Annotated in this window: 17 protein-coding genes and 1 tRNA gene; 10 read left to right on the forward strand and 8 right to left on the reverse strand. The window is 45.0% G+C overall.

Features of this window, described 5'->3' with window-relative positions; genetic code table 11:
* Positions 1 to 19: 19 nt before the first annotated feature.
* The 3 genes from PR761_RS10905 to pepA all read right to left on the reverse strand — a co-directional run bounded on the left by PR761_RS10905 (position 20) and on the right by pepA (position 5,250).
* Positions 20 to 2,890 carry a valine--tRNA ligase gene (locus PR761_RS10905; RefSeq protein ID WP_172597558.1) on the reverse strand — a complete coding sequence of 957 codons (2,871 nt, stop codon included), beginning with the start codon at positions 2,888 to 2,890 and terminating at the stop codon, positions 20 to 22.
* Positions 2,891 to 2,927: 37 nt separating this feature from the next.
* A complete protein-coding gene (locus PR761_RS10910) occupies positions 2,928 to 3,377 on the reverse strand; it encodes a DNA polymerase III subunit chi (RefSeq protein WP_154610773.1) in 450 nt (149 codons plus the stop codon).
* A gap of 361 nt (positions 3,378 to 3,738) precedes the next feature.
* Positions 3,739 to 5,250 (reverse strand): leucyl aminopeptidase, encoded by a 1,512-nt coding sequence (gene pepA, locus PR761_RS10915; protein ID WP_006814462.1) that lies wholly within the window; start codon positions 5,248 to 5,250, stop codon positions 3,739 to 3,741.
* Between the two features lie 275 nt (positions 5,251 to 5,525).
* Between pepA and lptF the strand changes: the two genes are divergently transcribed.
* Together lptF and lptG are read left to right on the forward strand one after the other, a co-directional pair.
* Positions 5,526 to 6,623 carry an LPS export ABC transporter permease LptF gene (gene lptF / locus PR761_RS10920; RefSeq protein WP_006814461.1) on the forward strand — a complete coding sequence of 366 codons (1,098 nt, stop codon included), beginning with the start codon at positions 5,526 to 5,528 and terminating at the stop codon, positions 6,621 to 6,623.
* A complete protein-coding gene (gene lptG, locus PR761_RS10925; protein WP_006814459.1) occupies positions 6,623 to 7,699 on the forward strand; it encodes an LPS export ABC transporter permease LptG in 1,077 nt (358 codons plus the stop codon). The genes lptF and lptG overlap by 1 nt, the downstream gene beginning before the upstream one ends.
* 174 nt (positions 7,700 to 7,873) lie before the next feature.
* Here the strand turns inward: lptG and ampH are convergent, their stop codons facing one another.
* Entirely contained in the window at positions 7,874 to 9,100 is a 1,227-nt protein-coding gene (ampH, locus tag PR761_RS10930) for a D-alanyl-D-alanine-carboxypeptidase/endopeptidase AmpH (RefSeq protein WP_039854982.1), read from the reverse strand.
* A 78-nt stretch (positions 9,101 to 9,178) separates the two neighbouring features.
* On the opposite strand from ampH, the gene PR761_RS10935 reads away from it, so the two are divergent.
* A complete protein-coding gene (locus PR761_RS10935; RefSeq protein WP_154600595.1) occupies positions 9,179 to 9,328 on the forward strand; it encodes a hypothetical protein in 150 nt (49 codons plus the stop codon).
* Between the two features lie 204 nt (positions 9,329 to 9,532).
* A tRNA-Leu gene (locus tag PR761_RS10940) sits at positions 9,533 to 9,617 on the forward strand.
* A gap of 271 nt (positions 9,618 to 9,888) precedes the next feature.
* Here the strand turns inward: PR761_RS10940 and PR761_RS10945 are convergent.
* From PR761_RS10945 to PR761_RS10960, 4 genes are all read right to left on the reverse strand, one after another.
* Positions 9,889 to 13,086 carry a type I restriction endonuclease subunit R, EcoR124 family gene (locus tag PR761_RS10945; protein ID WP_115164745.1) on the reverse strand — a complete coding sequence of 1,066 codons (3,198 nt, stop codon included), beginning with the start codon at positions 13,084 to 13,086 and terminating at the stop codon, positions 9,889 to 9,891.
* 9 nt (positions 13,087 to 13,095) lie between these two features.
* Positions 13,096 to 14,283, reverse strand: a complete 1,188-nt coding sequence (locus PR761_RS10950) for a restriction endonuclease subunit S (RefSeq protein ID WP_154610774.1) — start codon at positions 14,281 to 14,283, stop codon at positions 13,096 to 13,098.
* A gap of 1 nt (position 14,284) precedes the next feature.
* A complete protein-coding gene (locus PR761_RS10955; RefSeq protein ID WP_154610775.1) occupies positions 14,285 to 16,876 on the reverse strand; it encodes a type I restriction-modification system subunit M in 2,592 nt (863 codons plus the stop codon).
* Positions 16,877 to 17,086: 210 nt separating this feature from the next.
* Positions 17,087 to 18,001 carry a restriction endonuclease gene (locus PR761_RS10960; RefSeq protein WP_154610776.1) on the reverse strand — a complete coding sequence of 305 codons (915 nt, stop codon included), beginning with the start codon at positions 17,999 to 18,001 and terminating at the stop codon, positions 17,087 to 17,089.
* 352 nt (positions 18,002 to 18,353) lie between these two features.
* Here PR761_RS10960 and PR761_RS10965 point away from each other — a divergent pair, with 352 nt between their 5' ends.
* The 6 genes from PR761_RS10965 to PR761_RS10990 are packed head-to-tail and all read left to right on the forward strand — an operon-like array spanning position 18,354 to position 25,654.
* Positions 18,354 to 18,971, forward strand: a complete 618-nt coding sequence (locus PR761_RS10965) for a 4Fe-4S dicluster domain-containing protein (RefSeq protein WP_126462244.1) — start codon at positions 18,354 to 18,356, stop codon at positions 18,969 to 18,971.
* Position 18,972: 1 nt separating this feature from the next.
* Positions 18,973 to 20,988, forward strand: a complete 2,016-nt coding sequence (gene hyfB, locus PR761_RS10970) for a hydrogenase 4 subunit B (RefSeq protein ID WP_154610777.1) — start codon at positions 18,973 to 18,975, stop codon at positions 20,986 to 20,988.
* An 11-nt stretch (positions 20,989 to 20,999) separates the two neighbouring features.
* Positions 21,000 to 21,950, forward strand: coding sequence for a respiratory chain complex I subunit 1 family protein (locus PR761_RS10975; RefSeq protein ID WP_112837402.1), 951 nt, complete (start codon positions 21,000 to 21,002; stop codon positions 21,948 to 21,950).
* Between the two features lie 13 nt (positions 21,951 to 21,963).
* Positions 21,964 to 23,406 (forward strand): hydrogenase 4 subunit D, encoded by a 1,443-nt coding sequence (locus tag PR761_RS10980; protein WP_006814429.1) that lies wholly within the window; start codon positions 21,964 to 21,966, stop codon positions 23,404 to 23,406.
* Between the two features lie 12 nt (positions 23,407 to 23,418).
* On the forward strand, positions 23,419 to 24,069 hold the full coding sequence (hyfE, locus tag PR761_RS10985) for a hydrogenase 4 membrane subunit (protein WP_006814428.1): 651 nt from the start codon (positions 23,419 to 23,421) through the stop codon (positions 24,067 to 24,069).
* A gap of 4 nt (positions 24,070 to 24,073) precedes the next feature.
* Positions 24,074 to 25,654, forward strand: coding sequence for a hydrogenase 4 subunit F (locus tag PR761_RS10990; RefSeq protein ID WP_006814427.1), 1,581 nt, complete (start codon positions 24,074 to 24,076; stop codon positions 25,652 to 25,654).
* Position 25,655 lies beyond the last annotated feature (1 nt).

Genomic DNA, 25,655 nt, shown 5'->3' on the forward strand with positions numbered 1-25,655 from the left:
GAGAGATAAAACTGACTAATTACAGAGAAGCAATGGTGACTTTTTGCGCTTCAATTTTGGCTTTCGCTTCAATATTTTCCGCTAAACGCTCACGTTCTTTCTCAACCACGGCAGCAGGAGCACGGCTGACAAAGCCTTCGTTTGCTAATTTGCTTTCGATGGTATCAATCTCTTTTATCACTTTTTCCAGCTCTTTATCTAAACGAGCTAGCTCAGCATCTTTATCAACCAGACCCGCCATTGGGATCAGCACTTCAGCACCAGCAACCAATTTGGTCACAGAGACAGGCGCTTCTTCACCTTCAGCCAGAACGCGGATACTCGCTAAACGTGCCATAGAACGGATAAAGTTTTCGTTTTCTGCCACGCGACGAGCCGCATCGGCAGACGCGCCACGCAGCATCACATCCAGCGGTTTACCCGGTGCGATATTCATTTCTGCACGAATATTACGTACTGCGATGATGGTTTCTTTGATCCACTCTAAATCGCTCAGTGCCAGCTCATCGACTTTCGCTGCATCAAACTCTGGGAATGGTTGCAGCATAATAGTGTCCGCATCAATCCCTTTCACCACTTTCACACGCTGCCAGATGGTCTCGGTGATAAATGGAATGATTGGATGAGCCAAACGCAGTAAGCCTTCCAGCACTTCAATCAGGGTGAAACGTGCCGCACGAACTTGGGCTTCGTTACCTTTATGAACTGCAGGTTTTGACAGCTCTAAATACCAGTCACAGAATTCATTCCAAGTGAAATCATACAGAATACCAGCAGCGATATCGTAACGATGGGAGTCCAATGCTTCACGGTACACTTTTACGGTATGGTTGAATTGTGCCATGATCCAGCGATCAGCCAGAGAGAAGCTCATTTCGCCGCCATTTTGACCGCAATCTTGACCTTCGGTGTTCATCAGAACAAAGCGGCTCGCATTCCATAATTTATTACAGAAATTGCGGTAGCCGGACAGACGTTTCATATCCCAGTTAATGTCACGACCGGTTGATGCCAGCGCGGCTAAAGTAAAGCGCAGGGCGTCAGTACCGTGTGCTTCGATACCGTCTGGATACTCTTTACGAGTACGTTTAGCAATTTTCTCAGCCAGTTGTGGCTGCATCATGTTACCAGTACGTTTTTCCAGTAAGGCTTCTAAAGAGATACCGTCAATCATATCCAATGGGTCGATAACGTTCCCTTTGGATTTAGACATTTTCTGGCCTTCTTCATCGCGGATAAGGCCGGTCATATACACGGTTTTAAACGGAACTTGTGGCTCGCCGTTTTCATCTTTGATGAAATGCATGGTCATCATGATCATACGGGCAATCCAGAAGAAAATGATATCGAACCCGCTGACTAATACATCCGTTGGATGGAAAGTTTTCAGGGCTTCGGTATTGTCTGGCCAGCCTAAGGTTGAAAATGTCCATAGACCGGAAGAGAACCATGTATCGAGAACGTCGTCATCTTGGCGCAGAGCAACATCCGCGCTCAGGTTATTTTCGCGGCGAACTTCGTCTTCATCACGACCAACGTAAACATTGCCTTTTTCGTCATACCAAGCTGGGATGCGGTGACCCCACCATAATTGACGAGAAATACACCAGTCTTGGATATCACGCATCCAAGAGAAATACATGTTTTCGTATTGGCGTGGAACGAATTGGATACGGCCATCTTCAACGGCTTTGATAGCGTCTTTCGCTAAAGGTGCGGTACGCACGTACCACTGGTCAGTCAGCATTGGCTCGATAACCACGCCACCACGATCACCGTAAGGCACGGTTAAATCATGAGGTTTGACTTCGACCAGTAAGCCTAATTGCTCAAATTCAGCAACGATGGCTTTACGTGCAGCAAAGCGCTCCATACCACGATAGGCTTCAGGGATTTCACAGCTGTATGCGGTGCACGGATTGCCGTTAGTGTCGAAAACTTCCGCTTCATTACGTACATTACCGTCCAGATCCATCATGTTGATCATGGTCAGTTGGTGACGTTTACCCACTTCATAGTCGTTGAAATCGTGCGCAGGTGTGATTTTTACACAACCGGTGCCTTTTTCCATGTCAGCGTGCTCGTCGCCCACAATTGGGATGCGGCGGTTGACGATTGGCAGAATAATTTCTTTACCAATTAAATCTTTATAGCGTGGATCTTCAGGGTTAACAGCAACACCGGTATCGCCCAACATGGTTTCTGGACGAGTCGTCGCGACCACTAAATAATCTTTGCCTTCAGCGGTTTTTGCGCCATCAGCCAGTGGGTAGCGCAGGTGCCACATGGAACCTTTAACTTCTCGGTTTTCAACTTCCAGATCGGAAATTGCGGTGTGAAGTTTAGGATCCCAGTTAACTAGACGCTTACCACGATAAATTAAGTTTTCTTTGTACATGCGAACGAACGCTTCTTTTACCGCTTTAGACAGACCTTCGTCCATCGTAAAACGCTCGCGCTCCCAATCAACGGAATCGCCTAAACGGCGCATTTGTTGAGAGATAGTACCGCCAGATTCGGCTTTCCATTCCCAGATTTTGTCGATGAACGCATCACGGCCATAGTCATGGCGATTTTTGCCTTCTTCCGCAGCAATTTTACGCTCAACTACCATTTGTGTTGCGATACCCGCATGGTCGGTACCGGTTTGCCACAGGGTATTTTTCCCTTGCATACGCTGGTAACGGATCATGGTATCCATAATGGTTTGTTGGAATGCGTGACCCATGTGCAGGCTACCGGTGACGTTCGGTGGTGGGATCACGACGCAGAAACTCTCTTGTGAGGTATCACCGTTTGGGCGGAAATAGCCACTTTTTTCCCAATGGGTATACAGGGACTGTTCGATTTCCGCTGGGTTATAAGTTTTGTCGAGGGATGGCTCGATCATTGCGTTCTCTGGTTTCTTTTCCATTTTATCTTTGTATTCAGTAAGCTGGCGGCGTCGCCATAGTCAAATTGAAGCCGACGCTACGGTAAATTTTATACCGCTCACGCGCCAACTGTTTTAAAGTTTCATCGATAGGCACGAAGTCTACCACTTCATGGAAAGCTGTTGCAAAATCTGCGAACTGGCTTTGTAAATTAATTAGGATATCTCGAGGCGTATTGCCTCTTTTATTCGGCCAACAAATTTCAATCGGCGCCCCATAACGGGGACCTTCCCCCGCCAAATTGTGGGGTACAAATTGATGAGGATCCCGCTGCCAAAGCGCCTCATCAATTTTTTCAGCTTGTTGCTGAGTTTCGCACGCAATTAAAACTCGCTTCCCATTACGCCACATTTGTGCCGCAAGCTCACAAGCCAGCCATTCGTGGGCTTCATATTCAGCGTGTGGGGAGGGCTGTTGTAGTTGGTAAAATGTACCTTTTTTCATATACCCGTCATACTTCAATTTGCAGGGGTGTTGGCTACGCTCTTTCGCCTCGGTCACATACTTATGTATGCTCCCAAGGTCTCAATTACTTGCCGCCTACCTACAAACTGAATTATTTAGGGTATAACCGTAAATTGTCATACTTCAATTTGCAGGGGTGTTGGTTGTGTTCTTTCGCTGGCCTAAAGCAACATTAAATCTGCGCTGAATTATACTCGTTTTTACTACAGCCTCAAAATGGAGTGGTGAGTGATACCTAACTGCTTGTTGCTTAAAAACAATATCCCGAATCGCAGAGTGTGCTCATCGGGATATTATAATAACAACTTACGCAATAGCGATTATTCAATCGTAATCGAAATTACTCGTCGCCATTTAAACCAGCACGGTTCAATAAGAACTGCGCTAGCATAGAAACTGGACGGCCTGTTGCACCTTTTGCTGCACCAGAACGCCAAGCTGTTCCTGCGATATCAAGGTGTGCCCAGTTATATTTCGTCGCAAAGCGAGAAAGGAAGCAGCCTGCGGTAATTGCACCCGCTGGGCGGCCACCCGTATTGGCTAAATCAGCAAAATTAGGCGTGATTTGGTCAAAATACTCATCAGCCAGTGGTAAACGCCATGCGCGGTCACCCGCTTGCTCAGAAGCATTTAATAACTCATGGGCCAATGGGTTATGGTTTGACATCAACCCAGTGTAATGACTACCTAATGCAATCACACATGCGCCTGTTAAGGTGGCAATGTCAATGACCAGCTCTGGTTCAAAACGCTCCACATAAGTTAGCGCATCACACAGAACTAAACGACCTTCCGCATCAGTATTAAGTACTTCAACGGTTTGTCCTGACATGGTAGTGAGGATATCACCAGGGCGATAAGCGTGCCCACCCGGCATGTTTTCACAGCCAGCTAATACACCCACCACATTAATTGGCAGCTGTAATTCAGTGATAAAACGCATCACACCATACACGGTTGCCGCGCCACACATGTCATATTTCATCTCATCCATGCCATCAGCAGGTTTGATTGAAATACCACCGGAATCGAAAGTTAACCCTTTCCCGACCAGCACAATTGGCTTGGATTCTGGATCTGGGTTGCCTTTGTATTCCATGATAGACATCAGAGATTCGTTTTGAGAACCTTGACCAACCGCTAAGTAAGCGTTCATTCCCAGCTCTTTCATTTGCTCTTCACCAATGACACGGGTGGTGAGTCGGCTATCTGGGAAATCGGCTAATTGGCGAGCTTGGGACGCTAAATAGCCTGCATTACAGATATTAGGTGGCATATTACCCAAATCTTTAGCCGCTTTTACGCCAGAAGCAATAGCGAGACCGTGGGCAATCGCACGCTCACCGCTAGTCAGTTCACGGCGTGTTGGTACATTAAAGACCAATTTACGCAGTGGGCGACGGTGTTCGGTTTTGTTACTTTTCAGTTGGTCAAAGACATATAAAGATTCTTTTGCTGTCTCAACAGCTTGACGAACTTTCCAGTAGTTATTGCGACCTTTAACATGCAGCTCAGTCAAGAAACAAACGGCTTCCATTGAGCCAGTTTCATTCAGAGTACTGATGGTTTTCTGAATGATTTGTTTAAATTGACGCTCATCCAGCTCACGTTCTTTACCGCAGCCGATGAGTAAGATGCGTTCAGAAAGAACATTCGGTACATGATGGAGTAGCAGGGACTGTCCTACTTTACCTTCAAGTTCTCCGCGGCGCAGCAGGGCGCTGATATATCCGTCACTGATTTTGTCCAACTGTTCAGCAATTGGGGACAGACGGCGTGGTTCAAAGACTCCGACAACAATGCATGCACTGCGTTGTTTTTCCGGGCTACCACTTTTTACACTAAACTCCATGCGTTCTCCTGAATCTTAAAGACAAAGGTCGATGCTCCGGCTAAAATTAGCTTTTCGCATGATCTGGCTCATAGAGAATGAACTCTTTGTGTTAAACTGAGCGAATATCTAGTTCGCTTATATTAAGCATGTTCTGATATTGTAATCAGTATAGATAATGCTTTTATATCATTCTAGCCAAACAATAAACCAGAGTATATGTTAGTAAATGGCTGTCATAGAACGAACTTAGCCATTTTCTTCCCAAAAGACAAGTTTTCACAGGCGTAATAAGCGTGATCATTATTCGATATTTGGTACGGGAAACCCTGAAAAGTCAGTTAGCGATACTTTTTGTCCTATTGCTGATCTTTTTTAGTCAGATGTCCATCGACATTTTAGGTGCTGCTGTTCAGGGAAATATTCCTTCAAATTTAGTCCTCCCTTTGTTGGGATTGGGTGTGCCTGAAATGGCGCAGCTCATCCTGCCGTTGAGCCTATTTCTTGGGCTACTGATGACTTACAGCAAGCTGTACACTGAAAGTGAAATTACCGTGATGCATGCTTGTGGTCTCGGCAAAAATGTCCTCGTCAAAGCGGCATTGGTACTCGCTGTATTAACCGCATTGGTTGCTATCGCCAACATTACGTGGATGTTACCGTGGTCGTCCCAATACAAAGAGCAAGTATTAGGTGATGCGAAAGCCAATCCAGGATTGGCTGCGATGGTGGAAGGGCAATTTAAAACCACTAAAGATAACAACTTTGTGTTGTATATCGGCGAAGTGAAAGGCAACGATTTTAAAAATGTATTTTTGGCTCAATTACGCACAGCGAATGAGCAGCGTCCATCGGTAGTGGTCGCCGATAGTGGCTACATGAAAGAAGATGCCAATGGTCGCCAAGTTGTCGTTCTAGATCAGGGAACACGTTATGAAGGTACTGCGCTGCTGCGGGACTTCCGTATTACTGATTTCATGAATTACCAAGCCGTCGTCGATCATCGAACCACGGAAGTGCGCACAGATAAAGTGGAACAAAAAACCATGATGCAGCTCTGGAATGGTAATGATCCAGAGATAAACGCGGAATTCCATTGGCGTTTAACGATTGTGTTCTCAGTTGTGGTGATGGCGTTGATGGTGGTTCCTCTCAGTGAAGTGAACCCGCGTCAAGGGCGTGTATTGAGCATGATCCCAGCCATGTTGCTATATCTCATTTTCTTCTTATTACAAAGTACGTTACGAAATAGTGCCGATAAGGGCGATATCGACCCTAAATATGCTATGTGGGCGGTCAACCTCGGCTATTTGGCGCTAGCCATTGTGCTGAATATCTGGGACACAGTACCCATGCGTCGAGTGCGAGCTAAATTGACGAGAGGGATTGCCTAATGTTTGGTGTTTTAGATAGGTATATTGGTCGAACTATCCTCAATTCGATTTTAATGGCGCTATTTTTGCTGGTTTCTTTGTCAGGGATCATCAAGTTTGTTGAGCAGCTTCGCAAGGTCGGGGATGGTGACTACACCGCAATGAGTGCGGGAGTTTTCACCTTACTAACAGTGCCAAAGGATATTGATATCTTTTTCCCAATGGCGGCATTACTTGGCTCTTTGTTGGGGCTAGGAGCGCTCGCATCCCGTAGTGAACTGGTGGTAATGCAAGCTTCAGGATTTACCCGTTTGCAAATTGCCATGTCCGTGATGAAAACGGCAATTCCGTTAGTGATTGTTGCGATGCTTATCGGTGAATGGGTTGCACCAGCCGGCGACCAATGGGCGCGAAATTACCGCGCTGAAAAAATTGTTGGTAACTCGTTAGTTGCGACTGATTCCGGTATGTGGGCGAAAGATGCACATGATTTTATCTACATTCAGAGCATTAAAGACGCGAACAATATTCAAGATGTTTCAATCTACCGCTTTGATGATCAACGTAAATTAAAATCAGTTATGTTTGCTGCTCGGGGTACCTATGATGCGAACAAAAAGCTGTGGGTGTTATCCCAAGTTGACGAATCGATTTTAAGTAGTCAGCAAAAAATTACCGGTTCTCAGCGTTTAACTTATGAGTGGCAAACTAATCTGACGCCAGAGAAACTCGGTATTGTTTCATTGCATGCAGATTCACTGTCTATTCGTGGGCTTTATCAATACATTACGTATTTGAAAGAGAGCGGACAGCTGGCCTCCGTATACCAACTGAGTATGTGGCAAAAAATCTTGGCACCACTGTCTGCGGCAGTCATGATGCTGATGGCGGTTTCCTTTATCTTTGGCCCATTGCGCACAGTACCTATGGGGGTTCGTGTGGTTTCTGGGATTGTAGGCGGATTCTTGTTCTATATCCTAAACCAAGGGTTTGGTAATTGGAGTTTAGTGTATTCCATCCCGCCAGTCATTGCAGCCGCATTGCCGAGCGTATTATTCCTTGGTGTGAGTATCTTCTTGCTGGTTAAGCGCAAATAAAAGTTTAATCTCAGGAATAAAGAAAGCCATTGTGTGAAAGCACAATGGCTTTTTTGTTTGTATACGTTCAGCTTAAGCTGAAACGGTCACAAACAGCGTTACTAAGTGTATGAATCCTGTTTTTATTGTCGGAGTATAGTTCGCCAGTGCGTTAATCGCGTCGGCGGTACCCTTTCAATTTTTTCCATACGCATGATTAGAGGATAACGAAGCGACCATATCATTAACACCGGCAGTTAACTTACTAAATTTACTGCTTTCTTTACGAGTCATCACCACAAACACCGCGATATTTTGTTGTGGGATCATCGCCATATAGGTATTAAATCCGCCGCCGCCACCGGTTTTTTGGTAGATCCCCGGAATGCCATTTTTCGGTTTCATATACACCCAGCCAAGTCCGATTCCATCGGCATAGCCAGCCACATCCATCCCTTTGACGTCTAACAATTTTTCACGTGGGAAAAAGATCCCTTGCTCACGGGCAGCGGTAGCTTTGCGCAGATTATTATCCGTAGATAAAAATTGTTGCATCCATTTTTGCATATCCGCTGGTGTGGAATAGACGCCGCCACTTCCTGCAGCTGCAAGAGTATTATGGCATGGGCTTGGTTTAGTGCCTTCCATCAAGCGAGCACATTGGGCTTTACTCGGTGTGTAGGTGGTCTCGGTCATTTTAGCCGGAGACGTGACATACTTGCTGAACAACTGGGGATATGACTGCCCCGTGGCTTTCACCATCGCATCAGCCAGTAGGTCGTAAGCTAAGTTAGAGTAAGCGGCTTCAGTACCTGGAGTCGCATCCAGCTTGCCGGTTTTCAGCCATGCCCAGCGGTTGTCTTGGGTTGGCCAAATAAAGACGGGGCGCCCCCATTTTCCTCCCGGTTGTTCGCGAGGTAACCCACTGGTATGACTCGCTAAATGATATAGGCGGATAGCTTGACCACTATTATTATCGGGGACTTTAACGCCATTATAGCTATATTGCTGAAGTGTATCGGTGATGGCTAATTTCTTATCTTGTTCCAACTTAATCAAGATTTCGCTCGTCATTAATTTGCTCACCGATGCGATACGAATTAACGAGTTCGGCCCCGGTTTTTGGCCATTACCCGGCGCGGTTTCCCCATAGTAACGGGATAAGGTTTGGTTATTATCGATAACAATAATGGCCATTCCCCGTGCATCACTTTCTTTATAAATTCGATTGGCATACATATCGACAATTTTTGCGACGCGTTCATAAGTCCTTTTATCACCTTCAAAGATTTGCCACTCGGAGTTGCTAGCTAGCATTCCACTTTGTGAGTTTTGAGGTTGTCTATCTGTCGTTGACGAACATGCCATTAAAGCCGCGGAAAGTGCGGTTACCGACAAAATTTTTAAAAACGATTTCTTCATATTAGAAGCCAGCCGATATGGTTGTTTATAAAGGGCTTTCCAGCCAAAAATTATTTTTTCTTTGAGAATATTTTCATAATGACACCAATTAAGATGCCAATAACCACACCTGTGGCGATCCATCCGACAAAACCCATATTTAGTGCCTTTTTAATTTCAGATAAGAAAGCGGATAAACTAACAAAAATAACCGCGAGCCGCCAGTCACCCAAGGGGGAAGGCGATTAAAATAGTTATAGGAAAATTAGCATAGATATGCAAAGGCTGCTGAACATAACAGGGGATTTTGTATTTTATTGAGAAAATAGTGGCAGCGATGATTGTGGATATGCTTTTTTTTTAATCGAACGCTCTGATTCTTCAAGATAACTGTTGCTAGTCGTCATCAGGCAAGTATAATGACAGCGTTTTCCAAAAAACACATCACTTCGTGCCGGAGTGGCGGAATTGGTAGACGCAGTTGATTCAAAATCAACCGCCTTCGGGTGTGCCGGTTCGAGTCCGGCCTTCGGCACCAAAATTAGACGCTTAGGGCGTCTTTTTTTATGCCTGGAATTTGTGAGTTGTTGGTTTTTTTCATTATTTTTGATTTGTGAAAACCTCAGTAATTATTAATGATGATAGATGCACGGATATTTTGAGAGTAGCTAAGCTGTAGTTGGTGTGTCTCAATTAAAGGGGAGTAGAATTGCCATGATCACGATAATTAAAAGCCACTGTTCTTATGATGAATGGCTTTTGCATGATTGTCGACTGAACCGTAAGCTAATTAGAACATCTCAATATATTTAAAACTCATCTGCTGGTGCAAAAATAAATTGTTTCAAATATTGGTCAATACGCATATTCAGCTTAAATGGAGCGATAGTTACACCGTCTAGTTTTTCAAAATAAGTCTTGGCTTTTTCTTTATTTATAGTGTCCTTTAATGCATCGAAACGCCCAAAATTGTTGAGATTTTTCTCGCTTACGTTATCAGACATTAATGCAATAAGTAGTCCTTTATCTAAACCAAGTGCATCGACAACCGTGTTTAGTAATGCATTTTCAGCGTTATCTTTGTAAGTATTGATGTAGTCTCTAAATGTATGGCCTTCTATCAATTTTGCATCGCCCCGTTGTAAATCATGTAAGAATAGTTTGGCGTATTTTTGTTCACTTTGTGTGAGTGATGCAAACGACTTATGAAGTTCATTTAAAGTGACCTCAAGATTGGCTGAGTCTTGGTGTACTTTGAGTTCTTTTAAATATTTATCAAAGCGGCTGTTCATATAGTCGGCATCTATTTTACCCGTATCTATTTCTGTTAAATAACCACTGATATCAAAAGGGACATCGCCGCCACTTGCACCAACGCTTTCACCTTTGCCTACTAATTCTTTATAACGCAGAGCTAGGCTCAAATAGGTTTGCTCGTTAATATCTAGCGTCACCTCATATCCGGTATTATCTTCTGTAGAAGAGTAGACGGACTGCTCCCAACTCATACCTTGTACTTTGGCAGCTTCGAAATGCTGATTAAATGCATTAAACAATTTTGCAAATTTGCCACAGGCTTCGATGTCATCGGGTAGCTTTTCAAAGTCGGCGACGCCAGCATTCACGAACAACTCGCTAATATCAGTCATAAGTGCATTCATGGCTTCAAGGTTGCTTTCTAATTTATCAACGAATAGGCCAATAGGTTTGTTGCCAGAATAGAGTTCTACTGCATCGTTAATATGCTGTTCCATGGTGTGTGGGTAGCGGTAATAACGGATGATGCCATGAGGTTTATCAGGTCCAAACAAGCGGTTGGTACGCGAGAAAGCTTGAATAATATTTTGGTATTTAATGACTTTATCTAAATACAAGGTATTGAGCCATTTCGAGTCAAAGCCAGTAAGCATTTGATCGACCACAATCAGTAAATCCAATTGTTTTGAAGGCTCGGTGTGAATGCGTTCATAGGGTTTTTTATGAGCAAGGCGTGCCGCTAAATCTTTTTTAAAGGCGGCGTGACGGGCAAAATCAAAATCGTGACCATATCGCGCATTGTAATCGGCCATAATTTCTTCTAGACCATCGCCTTTAAAAGTGGGGCCTCGGTCACCACAGCCGTCGTTATCAATATGCGGATCAAATAAAGCAGATATTTTAAGTTCGGGCTTAGCTGCCTTTAAACGGCGGTAATAATCAATAGCTTCAGCAATGCTGTTGGTAGCTAAAATAGCGTGGAACTTATTGCCTTGGCTGAGTACATCCCATTTATCTAAGATGTCATTCACAACTTGTTCTTGGTGGGAGTCCGTTAAATATTGACTTTTAGGCACATAGTCTTCGATGCCTTTATGGTATTTTCCCGTGGCGTCTTTATAACCCACCATCGGGACTTCATTCATAAAGTTGTTAAATTTTTTCTTTTTTGCGGGGTCATCCATGGCATCTTGCACGGAGTCAGCCTTGGCTTGTTCTAAGGCGACCGATTTTTTTAAGTCACTGTCTTTAAAAGTCGGAACTTTATAAGGGTCAAAGCCCAGTACGTTGCCATCGCGTATGCCATCAGCAATGCTATAGCGGTGTAGTTCGTTGCCAAACACATCGGCGGTAGTATTGCTATTGACTTGATTTTCATCATGAATCGGCGTGCCAGTAAAACCAAAAAAGAGTGCCTTGGGGAATGTTTTTTTAATTCTGACCAACATGCCTTCTTTGTTTTCTTTACCGCCACTCATCGTCGAACGGTGCGCTTCATCGATAATAAACACCAAGCGTTTGGAGCGTATTTTTTCAATATCTGCTGAGTTTGTGGCGGTGCCTTCATCGTTAACTTCCTCAAAAATATTACTCATTTTTTGAATAGAGCTAACAATTAAGGTGTCGGCTGGGGCGGTACTTTTTAATTTGGTGATCAGTACGTGAGTATTTTCAGTGGCTTGTACGTCTTCCCCATCACCAGCAAAGTTACGATATTCTGAAAGTGATTGGGTACCCAGCTCAATTCTGTCCATTAAAAAAATGACTTTATCGGCATCTTTGGATTGGGCAATCAACTGAGCCGATTTAAAGCTAGTCATGGTTTTCCCTGAACCCGTGGTATGCCAAACATAGCCGCCGAGGCGATCGGGGTTGTTGGTGGCACTACCTAATTGCTGCCAATTAGTTTTAGCCACTTTGTCGGATATCGCATTGGCAGCGTAATACTGGTAGCTGCGCATCACTTTGAGTATGCCGTCGGTATCGTCAGCAACGGTATAAAAACCAATTAACTGGTGCGCCATCGGGATAGAAAGCAAGGTAGAAGCAATATCTTTCCAATTATTCATAGGCTCGTTATTAAAATCAGCCCAATTAAATTGATAGTCAGGGTTAAACTTGCCGTCTAACCCTGGGTTAGCAAAGTATTTGGTTTCGTTTGGCTCCATCGCCACAAAAACTTGGATCAGTGAAAATAACCCGCTAAAGATGCCTTCTGCGCTGTACTTTTCAATTTGGTTGACGGCTTGGCTAACGGGGATACCGCTGCGTTTTAGTTCGACATGGATCACCGGCATACCGTTAATCAGTAATAGCACATCCCCACGTCGGTCATTACGTAAGGGGCTGCTGCGTTCAAATTTAGGTTGTTGAGCAATTTGGTAGCGGCTTTGGCCAGCGGCTATTTCTTGGCGGTCGTATATTTTTAAGCTGATTTCTTTGCCTAGATGTAAGGTATCAGCTGGGTTATCTCGTTTAATGGAGACAGTTTTACCGTTAATTAATCCGTTGAGTTTGAGTGGTGTTTTCAGTTCTTTAATTTGCTCAATAATTTGCTGCATTTCGGTATCGGTTAACGGCACATCATTTAAACGGTCTTGCTGGCGGTTGTTTTCAAATAAAATGTTCGCCCAATTTTGCAGTAATTCCGCTTCCGTTTTGTTTTTGAGGATCTGCGGCTCCCAACCCTTTTGGATGAGTACCTCAATAAATGCCTGCTCAAATTGTGCTTCAGTTTTAAAGGTGGTCATGCTTACTCCCTAGACAAACATTTTGCTCAAGCAGGCCTGCTTGATGTTATTGAGTTTGGTGATTTGCTGCTGGTGCTGGTTTATCAGCGTGTCGAGTTTTTGGAAATAGTTACCAATTGCGGCTTGTTCGTCTTTTTTTGGAATAAATACTTTTTTAGCTTCCATAGCTGACTTAGTTATGTGGATCATTGTAGAACCATTAGAGCCTGATAATATTTTTGCCCTGTCATAATCAAGAAGGTGTAATAGAAACAACTTCTCGATATTTTCAGAAAGCTCCAACTTCCAAATATGGTAATGATAAATGACTTTACCTCCGTTCCAGATATGAGGGCCAAAACTTGCAGACCACGTATAAAGTAAGTCTCCATAATCAGCATAATATTTATCACCAAGTTCCATATCTGAGTAGTACCACGATAAGTTGGTATAAAAATTACCAACTCTTAAAACTGTGTATTTACCTTTATCTTTGAGTTCTTCTTGGCTGTAAGCTCGCCCATTAATAAAAGTGACTTCATCACCTAACTCAATTTCTTTCCACTCACCATTAAACCCTTTAAAACGAATTTCTGGCACGGTTTCGCCTTGTTTAGGGAACATCTTTTCCAGCATGGCTTTTTTAATATTGCTGAGCTTGTCATACTTTTGTTGGTGCTGGTTGATTAGGTTGTCAAGCTTTTGGAAAAAGTTACCGACTTGGATTTGTTCTTCAAAATAGGGAAAAATGATAGGAATAGAATTGCAATTATCCTTATTCATATACGGAACAGATGTTTTTGTCGCAACATTTTCCATGTGTTTTTTTCTTGTAAGTAGTTCATACAATAAGAACCATTCACTGATATTTTCTTTTGGTGTAAATGCATGTAGTTGCTGATTAATTATTAGCTCATTATCAACTTTCGCGACAAGACCTAAATCTCCGACACAAGAAATTATTATTGAATTTTTTGGGACTATTTTAGAGCCTATACGCTTAGCTTCATCCATAGATATTGCCAAACCAATTTTCGACTTTGAGACACTGTTGGATGTTATATCTGGTGTTGTAACCCATGGAATATCACCATCAAATATTTGAGGTTTGGTTCTTCCTGGGACTATAAAATCACACAACTGCCCCACGTTATTTTCAATCCACTCTTCACTAAAACCCTTAAACCGAATCTCCGGCACTTTGTTATTCACACTCATCTTATTCACCTTTCAACAAACGGGTGAGTTCAGCCAAGCCCTGCATATCAAACTCATTACCAGTGAGCTCGTCCATCATCTCTGCTAGTTCCTGCTCGGTAGTTTTGATGTCATTGGCGACTTGCGAATAGGTCACAGCGTATTTATCGGCAAGGGCTTGTACTTGAGCCGTCAGCTGGGTAATCACTGTATTTGGCATGGTGGCAAGTTCTGTGCTTAATGGTGTAATCCATTTTAGGCGCAGTAGGTTGTTCACTTGCTCATCAGTTAAGGATTCTATGGTTTTTTTGGTTTCAGAGTGCAGCGCGGTAGTGGCGTCTTTGACGGTTTTTTTCAGGGCTTTTTCTTCGTCGATAAGTTTATTCGCGCAAATAATTTTTGCCTCATAGCTGTCTTCGGCAAATTTAGTTTTGGAATCTTTTTGCTCTTTTAAGAAAACTTTGGCGGCTTTACCGACTTCGGCATTAGCAAAACCGTCTTTGTTTTCTTTTACTGTCTCTTGCTCTTTATCTTCTTCGCTGAGGGACTCGAAAATTTCTTCCAGCGTGCTGGCGATTTCAGCTAGTCGCTTTTCTTGTTTTTCTAATGCGGCCAAGTCATCACTTAAATACGTTTTTTGCACTAAATCAAACGGCAGTATATGGCCTTTCCAACCCTCTTGCACCTCGGTATCTTGGCCGTTTTTCTTCTTAATAACCAAGTTAGGATCCACTTGTTTGGTAGCAGCGAAGCCCTCGGTTTGCATCATTTCTAAATCGGTGCTGATAATTTGCCACTGGTTGTTTAGAAGTTGGTAGGCTTGGTATTTGTCAATTAAGGCAATAGGGGCTAAGCGGGTAAATAACTCGACAGTTAATGCAGCCTCTTGCTGGTTGCGCTGTAAGGTTTCCCAGTTTTGGATTAACTGGGTGCTGAGATGGTCATCGAAGCCATTAAAGGCTTGGTGATAGGTATTGATAAATGCTAACACTTGAGGGTGCCCACTAATGCTGGCGTTGACATCTTGCTTGGCAATAGCAAGCTTACTGTAAGCGGCAGATTTTGGGGTAAACAGCGTATCATGCAGTTGCGGGAAAGCTTGCCAATAATGGTGTAGCTCTGCAATTTCGCTGTTAGGGATGCCACCAAGCATGGTGGCGTGTAAATCCCAGTTTTGTGGCGCGTCAGATGAATCCACATAGCGCGGTATATTGAGGTTATACCCGTTGTCGCACAAGGTTTGCTTGCTCACCAGTTTCGAAAATTTATCGATATTTTCGCGGTTAATCACTGCATCAGTAATGCGCTTGATGTCACTGGCTTGCAGTTTATTGTTTTTGCCTTCTTTTAGAAAATGCTTAGAAGCATCGACTACCAATACATCGGTGTTTTGGCGTTTTTGCTTGAGTACTAAAATCACCGTAGGAATACCCGTGCCAAAAAAGATATTGGCCGGTAAGCCAATAATGGTGTCAATGTGATTTTGCTCAATCAGTTGTTTACGAATTTCACCTTCTTCACCACCACGGAATAATACTCCATGGGGCAGTACAATAGCCATTATACCGTCGGGTTTTAGGTGGTATAGATCATGAAGTAGAAATGCAAAATCAGCTTTGGTTTTCGGGGCTAGACCGAAACGAGAATAGCGTGGGTCGTTGTCTTTAAAGCTTGGGTCCCAGACTTGTGAGTAAGGCGGGTTGGAAACTACCGCATCGACATGCAACATTTGGTATGAACCTTGCGGGTCGTTTTCATCAAAATACGGCCAATCATCTTCTAAGGTATCGCCATTCCGGGTTTTAATGTTGCTGGCTTTAATACCGCGCATGATAAGGTTCATACGGGTTAAGTTGTAGGTATTAGCTTTTAACTCTTGGGCGTAATAGGTGATGCTGTCTTTGCTTTTAGCATATTTTTCGACCGCTTCACCGATATTGATTAGCAATGAACCCGAGCCGGAAGTCGGGTCATAAATCTCAATGGTATCTTTGTGTTTTAACTCGTGAGCGATAATATTCGACATCAGCACAGAGACTTCGTGGGGCGTATAAAACTCCCCCGCTTTTTTACCTGCATTGGCGGCAAATTTTTCAATTAGGTATTCGTAAATATACCCCAGTACGTCATATCCCTGATTACTATTCATGGGGATACTTTTGATCAAGTGCAGTAAATCACTGATGGCTTTGGTACGTTTGCCCGCACTTTCTCCTAGCTTACTTAAACCGGTTTCTAAGGTAGTAAAAATACCCTCAAACAGCTTTTTGTAGGTTGGTGAAATCAGACGGCTAAAGGCAGAGAGTGCATCGCGCACGTTAGATTCATTAAATTCGGATGCTGGGTCAATCCATGTGGAAAACAGGTTATTGTAGGCGATAAAGTAGCCTAGATTGCTTTGTATATATTCAACTGTTTCTGCATCTTTTTCATCGAGTGCTTCGATATCTTTAGCGCTCATTCCCTCTTTGGTGACAAACTGTACTAGCTGATCGCTTAGATACTTGTAAAAGATAAAGCCGAGTATGTAATCTTTGTATTCGTTAGCTTCAATTTTAGAACGCATCTGGTTGGCCGATTCCCAAATTTTCGCAGCCAATTGTTGTTTATTCATATTCTACTCTGATTATTATTCATCTGTGATTATGCTATGCGCTTAAATGAGGCAAAGCAGATATCGAAATTGGGGTATTTATATATTAAACACCATTGGAATAGCAAAGTCTGCAAACCTGTAATGAAACATAAGGTTAGACGCTATCCATTGTAATTTAGTTGTTATTCTTGAATAAGGTTAGCAGTAAATTTTACATGCTTAATATCTCTACTCAAAATAATCCATATCCAACTTCGGTAACTTAATAGTTTGGGAGCTAACACCAATCTCATTATCCATCATTAGGTTAACTAAGCGGTTACCATCAATAAGTACTAGCCCTTCAACTGACTTAGCAAAATCAATTGCATGAGCGGTATAGCCAGAGGTAGTAATAAAAATGCCACGTTTGGCTTTTTGCCCCGCAAGAGCGCCATAGAATGCTTGCAAATCAGGGCGTCCGACTGTACCTTGCCAGCGTTTTGCTTGTACATAAATTCGCTCTAATCCTAGCTTATCTAACGAAATGATCCCATCAATCCCTCCGTCGCCTGTACCGCCAACACGTTGTAAATCATCACGATGGCTACCATATCCCAGTTTATGTAGTACATCTAATACAATGAATTCGAAGCGGGTAGGGGATACTTGAAGTAAGTTTGCTAATAAATCAATGGCGACAGACTCACGGATTTCTTTCAGTGCATCGTTTAGGCGGTCATCTGGGCTACGAACTTGTTGATGATTATCAGAATCTATCTGTGTATCTTCATCTAGTGGAACTATATCAGGATTCGTTTTAAGTTTTATGTTCATAAAGTCAAAAGCTAAGTGAGCAACTTGTTCTTGGGTCAGTGGAAATGGGTTATTTTTAATCCACTCGAAACCACTCTCCGTTAGGCACCACTTTCCTCGAGATAGGCTTTGTGAAAACCCAGCTCGTTTTAACCTATCATGAGCCCAACCAGCACGATTTTTATAGACTAATTGGCCACTTGAAATCAGTTCGGAGCGTTGGTTGTCATCTAACTCTAGAATGTCTGCAGCGCCTTCATGAACATCTTTGGCAGCAATACCTTCAGGGTAATGTTTTAAAAAACGTAATACAGGCTCAATAAATTTATCGTAGGTTGGAACTGCCATGGAGATCCTCTATGAGAGATGCTTAACATGAATTTCTATACTATGTCACCTAACCTCTCTAATGTTAAGTTTGATTTTTGGCATTGAATTACTATGGCTTTTTAGCGTTATTTAGCTGTACGCGTATTCCATTTGTGCATGTTGCGAGTATTTTCGGGGTATTTAAATGTCGCTCAAAAAAACATCACAGCGAACCAATAACAATCCCACCCCCCTTCGTCATTACTGTCGAACCCCCACCCCATAAAACCCCAACCAACTGATAATCAACAATATTATTTCTGGCACAAAAAATGCTTAGGTGTCTGCAACAAACTTAAGATCCGACTGATTTTATTGGAGGGGAAAGCGAATGAATCGCTTTGTAATTGCAGACCCACAACTGTGTATCGGATGTAATACTTGCATGGCGGCGTGCTCAGAAACGCATAAAGCCCAAGGTTTACAGACATATCCGAGACTGACGGTGGTAAAAGTTGGCGAGCTAACCGCACCGATGCTCTGTCGTCAATGTGACGATGCCCCGTGCGCTCGTGTGTGTCCGGTCAATGCCATCACTCACGAAAATGACATGATTGTCTTGAACGAAAGCTTATGTATTGGCTGCAAGCTATGTGGACTGGTATGCCCGTTTGGGGCAATCACACCATCAGGCAGCAAACCAGTGGATATGCCTGATTTCTTTGAACAATATGTTCCGAAAGAGATGCTGTTAGATGTGCCTGATAGCCTCCCAACCATGAACCCTTTCTTGGCGTGGAACGCGGGAATTCGCAACATTGCCGTGAAATGCGACCTTTGTGACTTTAGTGACGAAGGACCAGCTTGCGTCAAAGTCTGCCCGACCGATGCCCTCCATCTGGTAGAAGAGAGCCAACTCGAAAACGAAAGTGCCAAACGCCGCAGCGCATCCGTCGATGCCATGCCGCCAGAGTTCGACATTTTTGTTGCTAAACGGGAGAACTCATAACATGACAGCACTTCAGTTACTCTTGTGGTCCGTAATCTTTTACACCGTCGGTGGCTTCGTTTCTCTACTATTTAAACGCCAAGAAAAAATCGCCATTTATGTTGCCGGGATTGCTGCGATTATCGGTGGCGTGCTGGGATTATTCAGCGCCATTCCGGTCTTAATGAGTGGGGAAGTCCTGACCTATATGTCACAAGGTCCATTCCCTTTCGCCAATTTTGTCGTTCGTCTCGATAGCCTCGCCGCCTTTATGGTGATGGTGATTTCCCTGCTGGTGACTGTCAGCGCACTGTATTCCCTGAATTATGTTCAGGAATATTGTGGTCGCGGCGCATGGAGCATGGGCTTTTTCCTCAACGTATTTATCGCTTCCATGGTTGGCTTGGTGGTGATGGATAATGCATTTTACTTCATTATTCTATTTGAAATGATGTCGCTAGCATCTTGGTTCTTAGTGATTGCCGACCAAGATGAAAAATCTATCCGTGCGGGTCTGCTGTACTTTTTTATTGCTCACGCCGGCTCGATTTTAATTATGATCGCCTTCTTCTTAATGTGGCGTCAAAGCGGCAGCTTAGATTTTGACTCATTCCGCCAGCTCTCACTTTCACCAGCGATGGCGTCGGTGGTTTTCTTATTGGGATTTTTTGGCTTTGGTGCCAAGGCAGGGATGCTCCCACTTCACAGCTGGTTACCACAAGCTCACCCCGCAGCACCCTCCCATGCTTCGGCATTAATGTCCGGCGTGATGGTGAAAATCGGTATCTTCGGGATCATCAAAGTCGGTATCGACTTACTCGGTGCGACCCAAGGCTGGTGGGGGATCGTGGTGCTGGCATTCGGCGCAGTTTCCTCAGTTCTTGGGGTGATGTACGCACTGGCTGAGCACGACATCAAACGCTTACTGGCTTGGCACACCGTCGAAAATATCGGGATTATCTTGATGGGTGTCGGTGTGGCGATGGTCGGTATGGCAAACAATATGCCTGTGCTGGCAACCATTGGTCTGCTCGGTGCGATTTACCACTTACTTAACCACGCGGTTTTCAAAGGCTTATTATTCCTTGGCGCCGGTGCAGTCATTTACCGTGTGCATACCCGCGATATGGAAAAAATGGGCGGATTGGCAAAATTGATGCCACTCACTGCCACCGCGTTTTTAATCGGTTGTATGGCGATTTCAGCACTTCCTCCACTCAACGGCTTTGTCAGTGAGTGGTACACCTACCAATCGTTGTTCTCCATGAGCCACGAAGGCACTTTTATTATGCGCATTAGCGGCCCAATCGCCATTGTGATGTTGGCTATTACTGGGGCATTGGCGGCGATGTGTTTTGTGAAAGTGTACGGCGTCAGCTTTTGTGGTGGCGCTCGCAGTGAACAAGCCACACATGCTCGTGAAGTGCCATGGACAATGACTGCGGCGATGTTAATTCTCGCCGCTATCTGTGTGATTTTAGGGGTTGGAGCAACGTATATCGCACCAGTTTTGGCAAAAGTGGCGATGTCATTGACTCATGCTACGGATATCACCGTCGCACAAGGCGCTATGCTGGTACCAAATAGCGCGTCTCAAGCGATGATCTCCCCAGCCATGACCCTGATTTTATTACTGGCTCTGCCAATCATTCCGCTGATTATCTACATGGTATTTAAAGGCAAACAGCTCGACGCTCGTCGTAAAGGGGATGCATGGGCGTGTGGTTATGCGTGGGAAAAAGAGATGTCCGTGTCAGCGGGGGGATTTACTCAGCCGCTGCGTTCTATGTTCGCGCCACTGTATCGCCTGCGTACTCAACTCGACCCATCAGCGCGTTTAGCACAAACCTTAGAAATAACGAAAGAGGGCGCAGGGAAGGTTGAACCGTTCTGGGATGAGAAAATTATCTATCCACTGGTTCGCGTGATTAACCGAATAGCAAAACGAATGCAATGTCTGCAAGGTGGGGATTTTAGACTCTACTGCCTGTATGTGGTCGCAGCATTGGTCGTCTTGCTTGTTGTGATTGCGGCGTAAGGAGAGAAACCATGTCGATTCAAGAAACTCCAACATTGATGAGCGGGATCTTCGCCCTTATTCAAGCCGTGACCCTATTGCTGCTAACGCCGCTATTTACGGGGATATCTCGCCAAATTCGCGCCAAAATGCACTCTCGCCAAGGCCCTGGGATCTGGCAAGATTATCGCGACATCATCAAATTGATGACTCGCCAATCTGTTGCACCGCGTGACTCAGGCATTATTTTTCGCATCATGCCGTATGTGCTGCTGGGAAGTATGTTACTGCTGGCGATGGCATTGCCCGTTGTCACCAACACCTCACTGTTTAGTGGCGCAGCCGACATTATTATCGTGTTGTACATCTTTGCGTTATTCCGCTTCTTCTTTTCACTTTCTGGTCTCGATACGGGCAGTCCATTTGCCGGTATCGGTGCTAGCCGTGAATTGACCCTCGGGGTACTTGTAGAACCCACATTATTCCTCGGCTTATTGGTGGTGGCGTTGATCGCCGGTTCCACCAACATTGGTACTATCAGCGCGACGATGAGTGAGGGATGGATTTCTCCGACAGCCACCTTATTAGCACTGCTAGCTTGCGGATTTGCCACGTTTATTGAGATGGGCAAAATCCCATTTGATGTGGCAGAAGCTGAACAAGAGTTACAAGAAGGTCCGTTAACTGAATATTCCGGCTCAGGGCTGGCGCTGGTGAAATGGGGAATTGGTCTGAAACAAGTGGTGGTTGCCATCCTGTTTCTGTCGATTTTTTTCCCGTTCGGCAATGCCAGTGATTTTACCGTCGGTAGCCTGCTGTTAGCGATGGGATTACTGCTAGTGAAATTACTGGTGATTTTCGTACTGGCATCGATAGTCGAAAACAGTCTGGCTCGTGGTCGTTTCTTATTAACGCACCATGTGACTTGGTTAGGATTCGGTGTTGCGGCACTCGGATTCGTCTTCTACCTCACCGGTCTATAAGGAGCGACGAAGCATGTTAGAAAATATTGCACTAGCGACCCTGATGATCCCCTTTATTGGGGCATTGCTGGTCAGTGTGCTGCCAACTCGACTCGCACCGTGGCTAAGTACTTTAGTCGCGCTGCTAGCGTCACTGGGCACTGCGGCACTGGGATGGCTCTATTTAGATGGTGGCAAGGTTGCTACTACAGTCGAATTAATCCAATCAGGGAACGTGGCGCTATTTGGTTTTACTGTCGATGGCGTCAGTACCTTAATTGCCTTTGCCGTAGTGTTCCTCGGCTTCTTGATTTGTCTCTATTCCACGGGCTACCTCACTGAAGGAAACCGCGAGCACGCTCACGGACCCACTCGTCGTTACTATGCATTCTTGTTGATTTTTATTGGTGCGATGGCAGGCGTGGTGCTTTCCTCAACCATTCTAGGGCAGTTGGTGTTCTTCGAAATCACCGGGGGATGCTCTTGGGCGCTGATCGGTTATTACCAAACTGAAAAATCCCAACGTTCGGCGATGAAAGCATTGCTGATCACCCATGTGGGCTCATTAGGCTTATACATGGCGGCGGCAACCTTATTTATTAGTACCGGAACGTTCGCGTTAAGCGCTATCGAGCAACTGAATGAAACCCAAAGCCTGATGGTATTTGGTGGCATTCTGTTTGCCGCATGGGGCAAGTCTGCTCAGTTACCACTGCAAGCGTGGTTACCTGATGCCATGGAAGCGCCTACCCCAGTTAGTGCTTACTTACACGCCGCTTCTATGGTGAAAGTGGGCGTTTACATATTTGCTCGCGGCTTGATGTCTTCGACCCATGTGCCGGAAATCATCGGCTGGGTGGGCGTCGTGATGGCGGTGATTACCTTGGTGTATGGTTTTATGATGTACCTGCCGCAGAAAGATATGAAACGTCTGCTGGCATGGTCAACCATCACCCAACTGGCGTATATCTTCCTTGCTTTATCCCTATCCGTTTTCGGTTCTAAAGAAGCCTTCGATGGCGGTATCGCGTATATCTTCAACCACGCATTCGCCAAAAGTCTGTTCTTCTTAGTGGCGGGCGCACTGAGCTACAGCTGTGGAACGCGTATGCTTCCGCGCTTGCGTGGTCTGGCAAAACGTTATCCATTATTGGGCGTCGGTTTCTGTGTTGCGGCTCTGGCAATCGCCGGTGTGCCACCACTCAACGGTTTCTTCAGTAAATTCCCAATCTTCGCCGCCGGTTTTGCGTTATCAGAGAAGTTCTGGATCTTAACGCCAATTATGGTGCTGGTGTTGATTGAGTCAGTGGCCAGTTTTGCGTGGTTACTGTACTGGTTCGGCAAAGTGGTTCCCGGCGAACCTAGTGAAGAAGTGGCAAACGGCAGTGCAGTTCCATGGGCGATGCAGTGGGTTATCGGCTTACTGATCGTGATGTCCTTCTGCTCTAGTGTGATTGCCGTCATCTGGCTCGGTTAAGGGAGAGAAAGCATGACAGGTTCAATGATTGTGAATAATTTGGCAGGACTGATGATGATCACGTCACTGCTGGTTATCGGCGCGAAAAAGCCGGTGGCTTCTTGCTGGTTCTATGCCTTGCAGTCGCTGGTATTAGTGGCGATTTTTGGCACGCTATCGTACACCCTCAATGCCCCAGAATTGGCCATGTGGGCAGTTAGTGCGTTTGCCACCAAAGTAGTTTTAGTCCCGCTGATTATGGGGTATGCGTTTCGCAAACTGTCTGATCCAACCGCTAACGGCGGAGTGATCAGCCCCGCGTGGTTGATGCTGGCGGCGGCGGTGATTGTGGTGCTGTGCTGGTTTGTGGTGGAGCCCATCAAATTACCGATGGCGACGGATTTAAAACCCGCATTAGCCGTTTCATTGGGTCACTTTATGTTGGGGCTGCTGTGCATCGTGACTCAGCGCAATATCCTGAAGCAGGCATTTGGTTACTGCTTAATGGAAAACGGTTCCCACCTAACCTTAGCGTTACTGGCGTATAAAGCGCCGGAGCTAGTGGAAATTGGTATCGCGACGGACGCTATTTTTGCTGTGATCATCATGGCGGTATTGGCGCGTAAAATTTATCGCACGCTCAACACACTGAACGTGGATCAACTGACCGCGCTGAAGGGGTGATGAGATGAGTCAAACTATGTTATTGACGTTATTAATGGCAACACCGCTAGTGATTTCGCTACTGGCTTTTGCTTGCCGCTTGCTGGGTAATGGCGCAAAAATTCCCGTCACCTTGATTCATACAGTGGGAATTACCGTATTACTGGTTTTATCGTTATGGATGGTCGGCACCATTGATCAGGTTGGTGATTTGCTGATGGCAGGTCGCTGGATCCACCTCGATAGCCTTGCGGGTTTATTCCTCGCCATTCTCGGGATTGTTGGCTTCCTGACAGGGTTGTACTCCATCGGTTATATGAACCATGAAGTGCATGATGGCGAAATCAGCGTAGGAACGTTATGTAATTACTACGGTTTTTTCCATTTATTCCTGTTCACCATGTTGTTGGTGATCACCAGCAATAACCTGATCCTGATGTGGGCGGCGGTAGAAGCCACTACATTAAGCTCGGCATTTTTGGTGGGCATTTATGGGCAACGTTCTTCGCTGGAAGCCGCATGGAAATACATCATTATCTGTAGCGTCGGCGTGGCGTTTGGTCTATTCGGTACCATTTTAGTGTATGCCAACGCGGTGAACGTGATGCCGGATCCTGAAATGGCGATTTTCTGGACGGAGGTCCTGAAATACACCGATTTACTGGATCCAACTCTGATGCACCTTGCCTTTGTGTTTGTGTTAATCGGTTTTGGTACCAAAACCGGTCTGTTCCCAATGCACGCATGGTTACCGGATGCGCACAGTGAAGCACCAAGCCCAACATCGGCATTATTGTCGGCGGTACTACTGAACTGCGCGCTACTGATTATCATCCGTTACTACATCATCGTCACTTCATCGATTGGCGGCGAATTTACTCAAACTTTATTACTGGTGTTCGGGTTAATGTCTGTGGCGGTAGCGGCGTTCTTTATCTTGGTTCAAAAAGATATGAAGCGTCTGCTGGCTTATTCCAGTGTGGAAAATATGGGGCTGATTGCGGTGGCATTAGGCATTGGCGGACCATTAGGTGTGCTGGCGGCACTGCTACATACCTTAAACCACAGCTTGGGCAAAACCTTGCTGTTCTGTGGTTCGGGTAACGTTCTACTCAAATATGGTACCCGTGATATCACAGTGGTCAAAGGGCTATTACGTACTATGCCATTTACCGCGGTAATGTTTGCGGGTGGCGCATTAGCATTAGGCGGAATGCCACCTTTCAACGTGTTCTTAAGTGAATTTATGATCGTCGTGGCGGGTATTGCCATGGATCATTTCTGGTTAACTCTGTTGGTATTAATCCTGATTACTGTCGTGCTGGGCGGTCTTATCCGCATGATCTCCAAAACATTATTTGGCGAGCAACCTGAATGTGTCTCTCGTGGGGAACTGGGTATTTTAACCACCTTGCCGATGGCAATTTTGATTGTGCTGATGCTGGTGATGGGAACGCATATTCCTCAGCCAGTGAGCCGTTTACTCGAAAATGCGGCAACCATTGTCTTAAAAGACAGCGCCACTGCTACAGAGCAATTGACCACTTTAAATTACCCATGGCCGTGGGGTGTAAGCACCTCCGAACCTTCATCGCAGGAGAAATAAC

This window comes from Providencia sp. PROV210, from assembly GCF_028479445.1.
In the GTDB taxonomy this organism is placed as follows: Bacteria; Pseudomonadota; Gammaproteobacteria; order Enterobacterales; family Enterobacteriaceae; genus Providencia; species Providencia rustigianii.

What these genes read in the sequence shown, in the direction of transcription:
- hyfB (WP_154610777.1), top strand. Translation starts at nt 18,973, where the DNA reads ATGACAGCACTTCAGTTACTCTTGTGGTCCGTAATCTTTTACACCGTC.
- PR761_RS10980 (WP_006814429.1), top strand. Translation starts at nt 21,964, where the DNA reads ATGTTAGAAAATATTGCACTAGCGACCCTGATGATCCCCTTTATTGGG.
- pepA (WP_006814462.1), bottom strand. Translation starts at nt 5,250, where the DNA reads ATGGAGTTTAGTGTAAAAAGTGGTAGCCCGGAAAAACAACGCAGTGCA.
- PR761_RS10935 (WP_154600595.1), top strand. Translation starts at nt 9,179, where the DNA reads ATGACACCAATTAAGATGCCAATAACCACACCTGTGGCGATCCATCCG.
- PR761_RS10950 (WP_154610774.1), bottom strand. Translation starts at nt 14,283, where the DNA reads ATGAGTGTGAATAACAAAGTGCCGGAGATTCGGTTTAAGGGTTTTAGT.
- PR761_RS10975 (WP_112837402.1), top strand. Translation starts at nt 21,000, where the DNA reads ATGTCGATTCAAGAAACTCCAACATTGATGAGCGGGATCTTCGCCCTT.
- PR761_RS10990 (WP_006814427.1), top strand. Translation starts at nt 24,074, where the DNA reads ATGAGTCAAACTATGTTATTGACGTTATTAATGGCAACACCGCTAGTG.
- ampH (WP_039854982.1), bottom strand. Translation starts at nt 9,100, where the DNA reads ATGAAGAAATCGTTTTTAAAAATTTTGTCGGTAACCGCACTTTCCGCG.
- PR761_RS10960 (WP_154610776.1), bottom strand. Translation starts at nt 18,001, where the DNA reads ATGGCAGTTCCAACCTACGATAAATTTATTGAGCCTGTATTACGTTTT.
- PR761_RS10945 (WP_115164745.1), bottom strand. Translation starts at nt 13,086, where the DNA reads ATGACCACCTTTAAAACTGAAGCACAATTTGAGCAGGCATTTATTGAG.
- hyfE (WP_006814428.1), top strand. Translation starts at nt 23,419, where the DNA reads ATGACAGGTTCAATGATTGTGAATAATTTGGCAGGACTGATGATGATC.
- lptG (WP_006814459.1), top strand. Translation starts at nt 6,623, where the DNA reads ATGTTTGGTGTTTTAGATAGGTATATTGGTCGAACTATCCTCAATTCG.
- PR761_RS10965 (WP_126462244.1), top strand. Translation starts at nt 18,354, where the DNA reads ATGAATCGCTTTGTAATTGCAGACCCACAACTGTGTATCGGATGTAAT.
- PR761_RS10955 (WP_154610775.1), bottom strand. Translation starts at nt 16,876, where the DNA reads ATGAATAAACAACAATTGGCTGCGAAAATTTGGGAATCGGCCAACCAG.
- PR761_RS10905 (WP_172597558.1), bottom strand. Translation starts at nt 2,890, where the DNA reads ATGATCGAGCCATCCCTCGACAAAACTTATAACCCAGCGGAAATCGAA.
- PR761_RS10910 (WP_154610773.1), bottom strand. Translation starts at nt 3,377, where the DNA reads ATGAAAAAAGGTACATTTTACCAACTACAACAGCCCTCCCCACACGCT.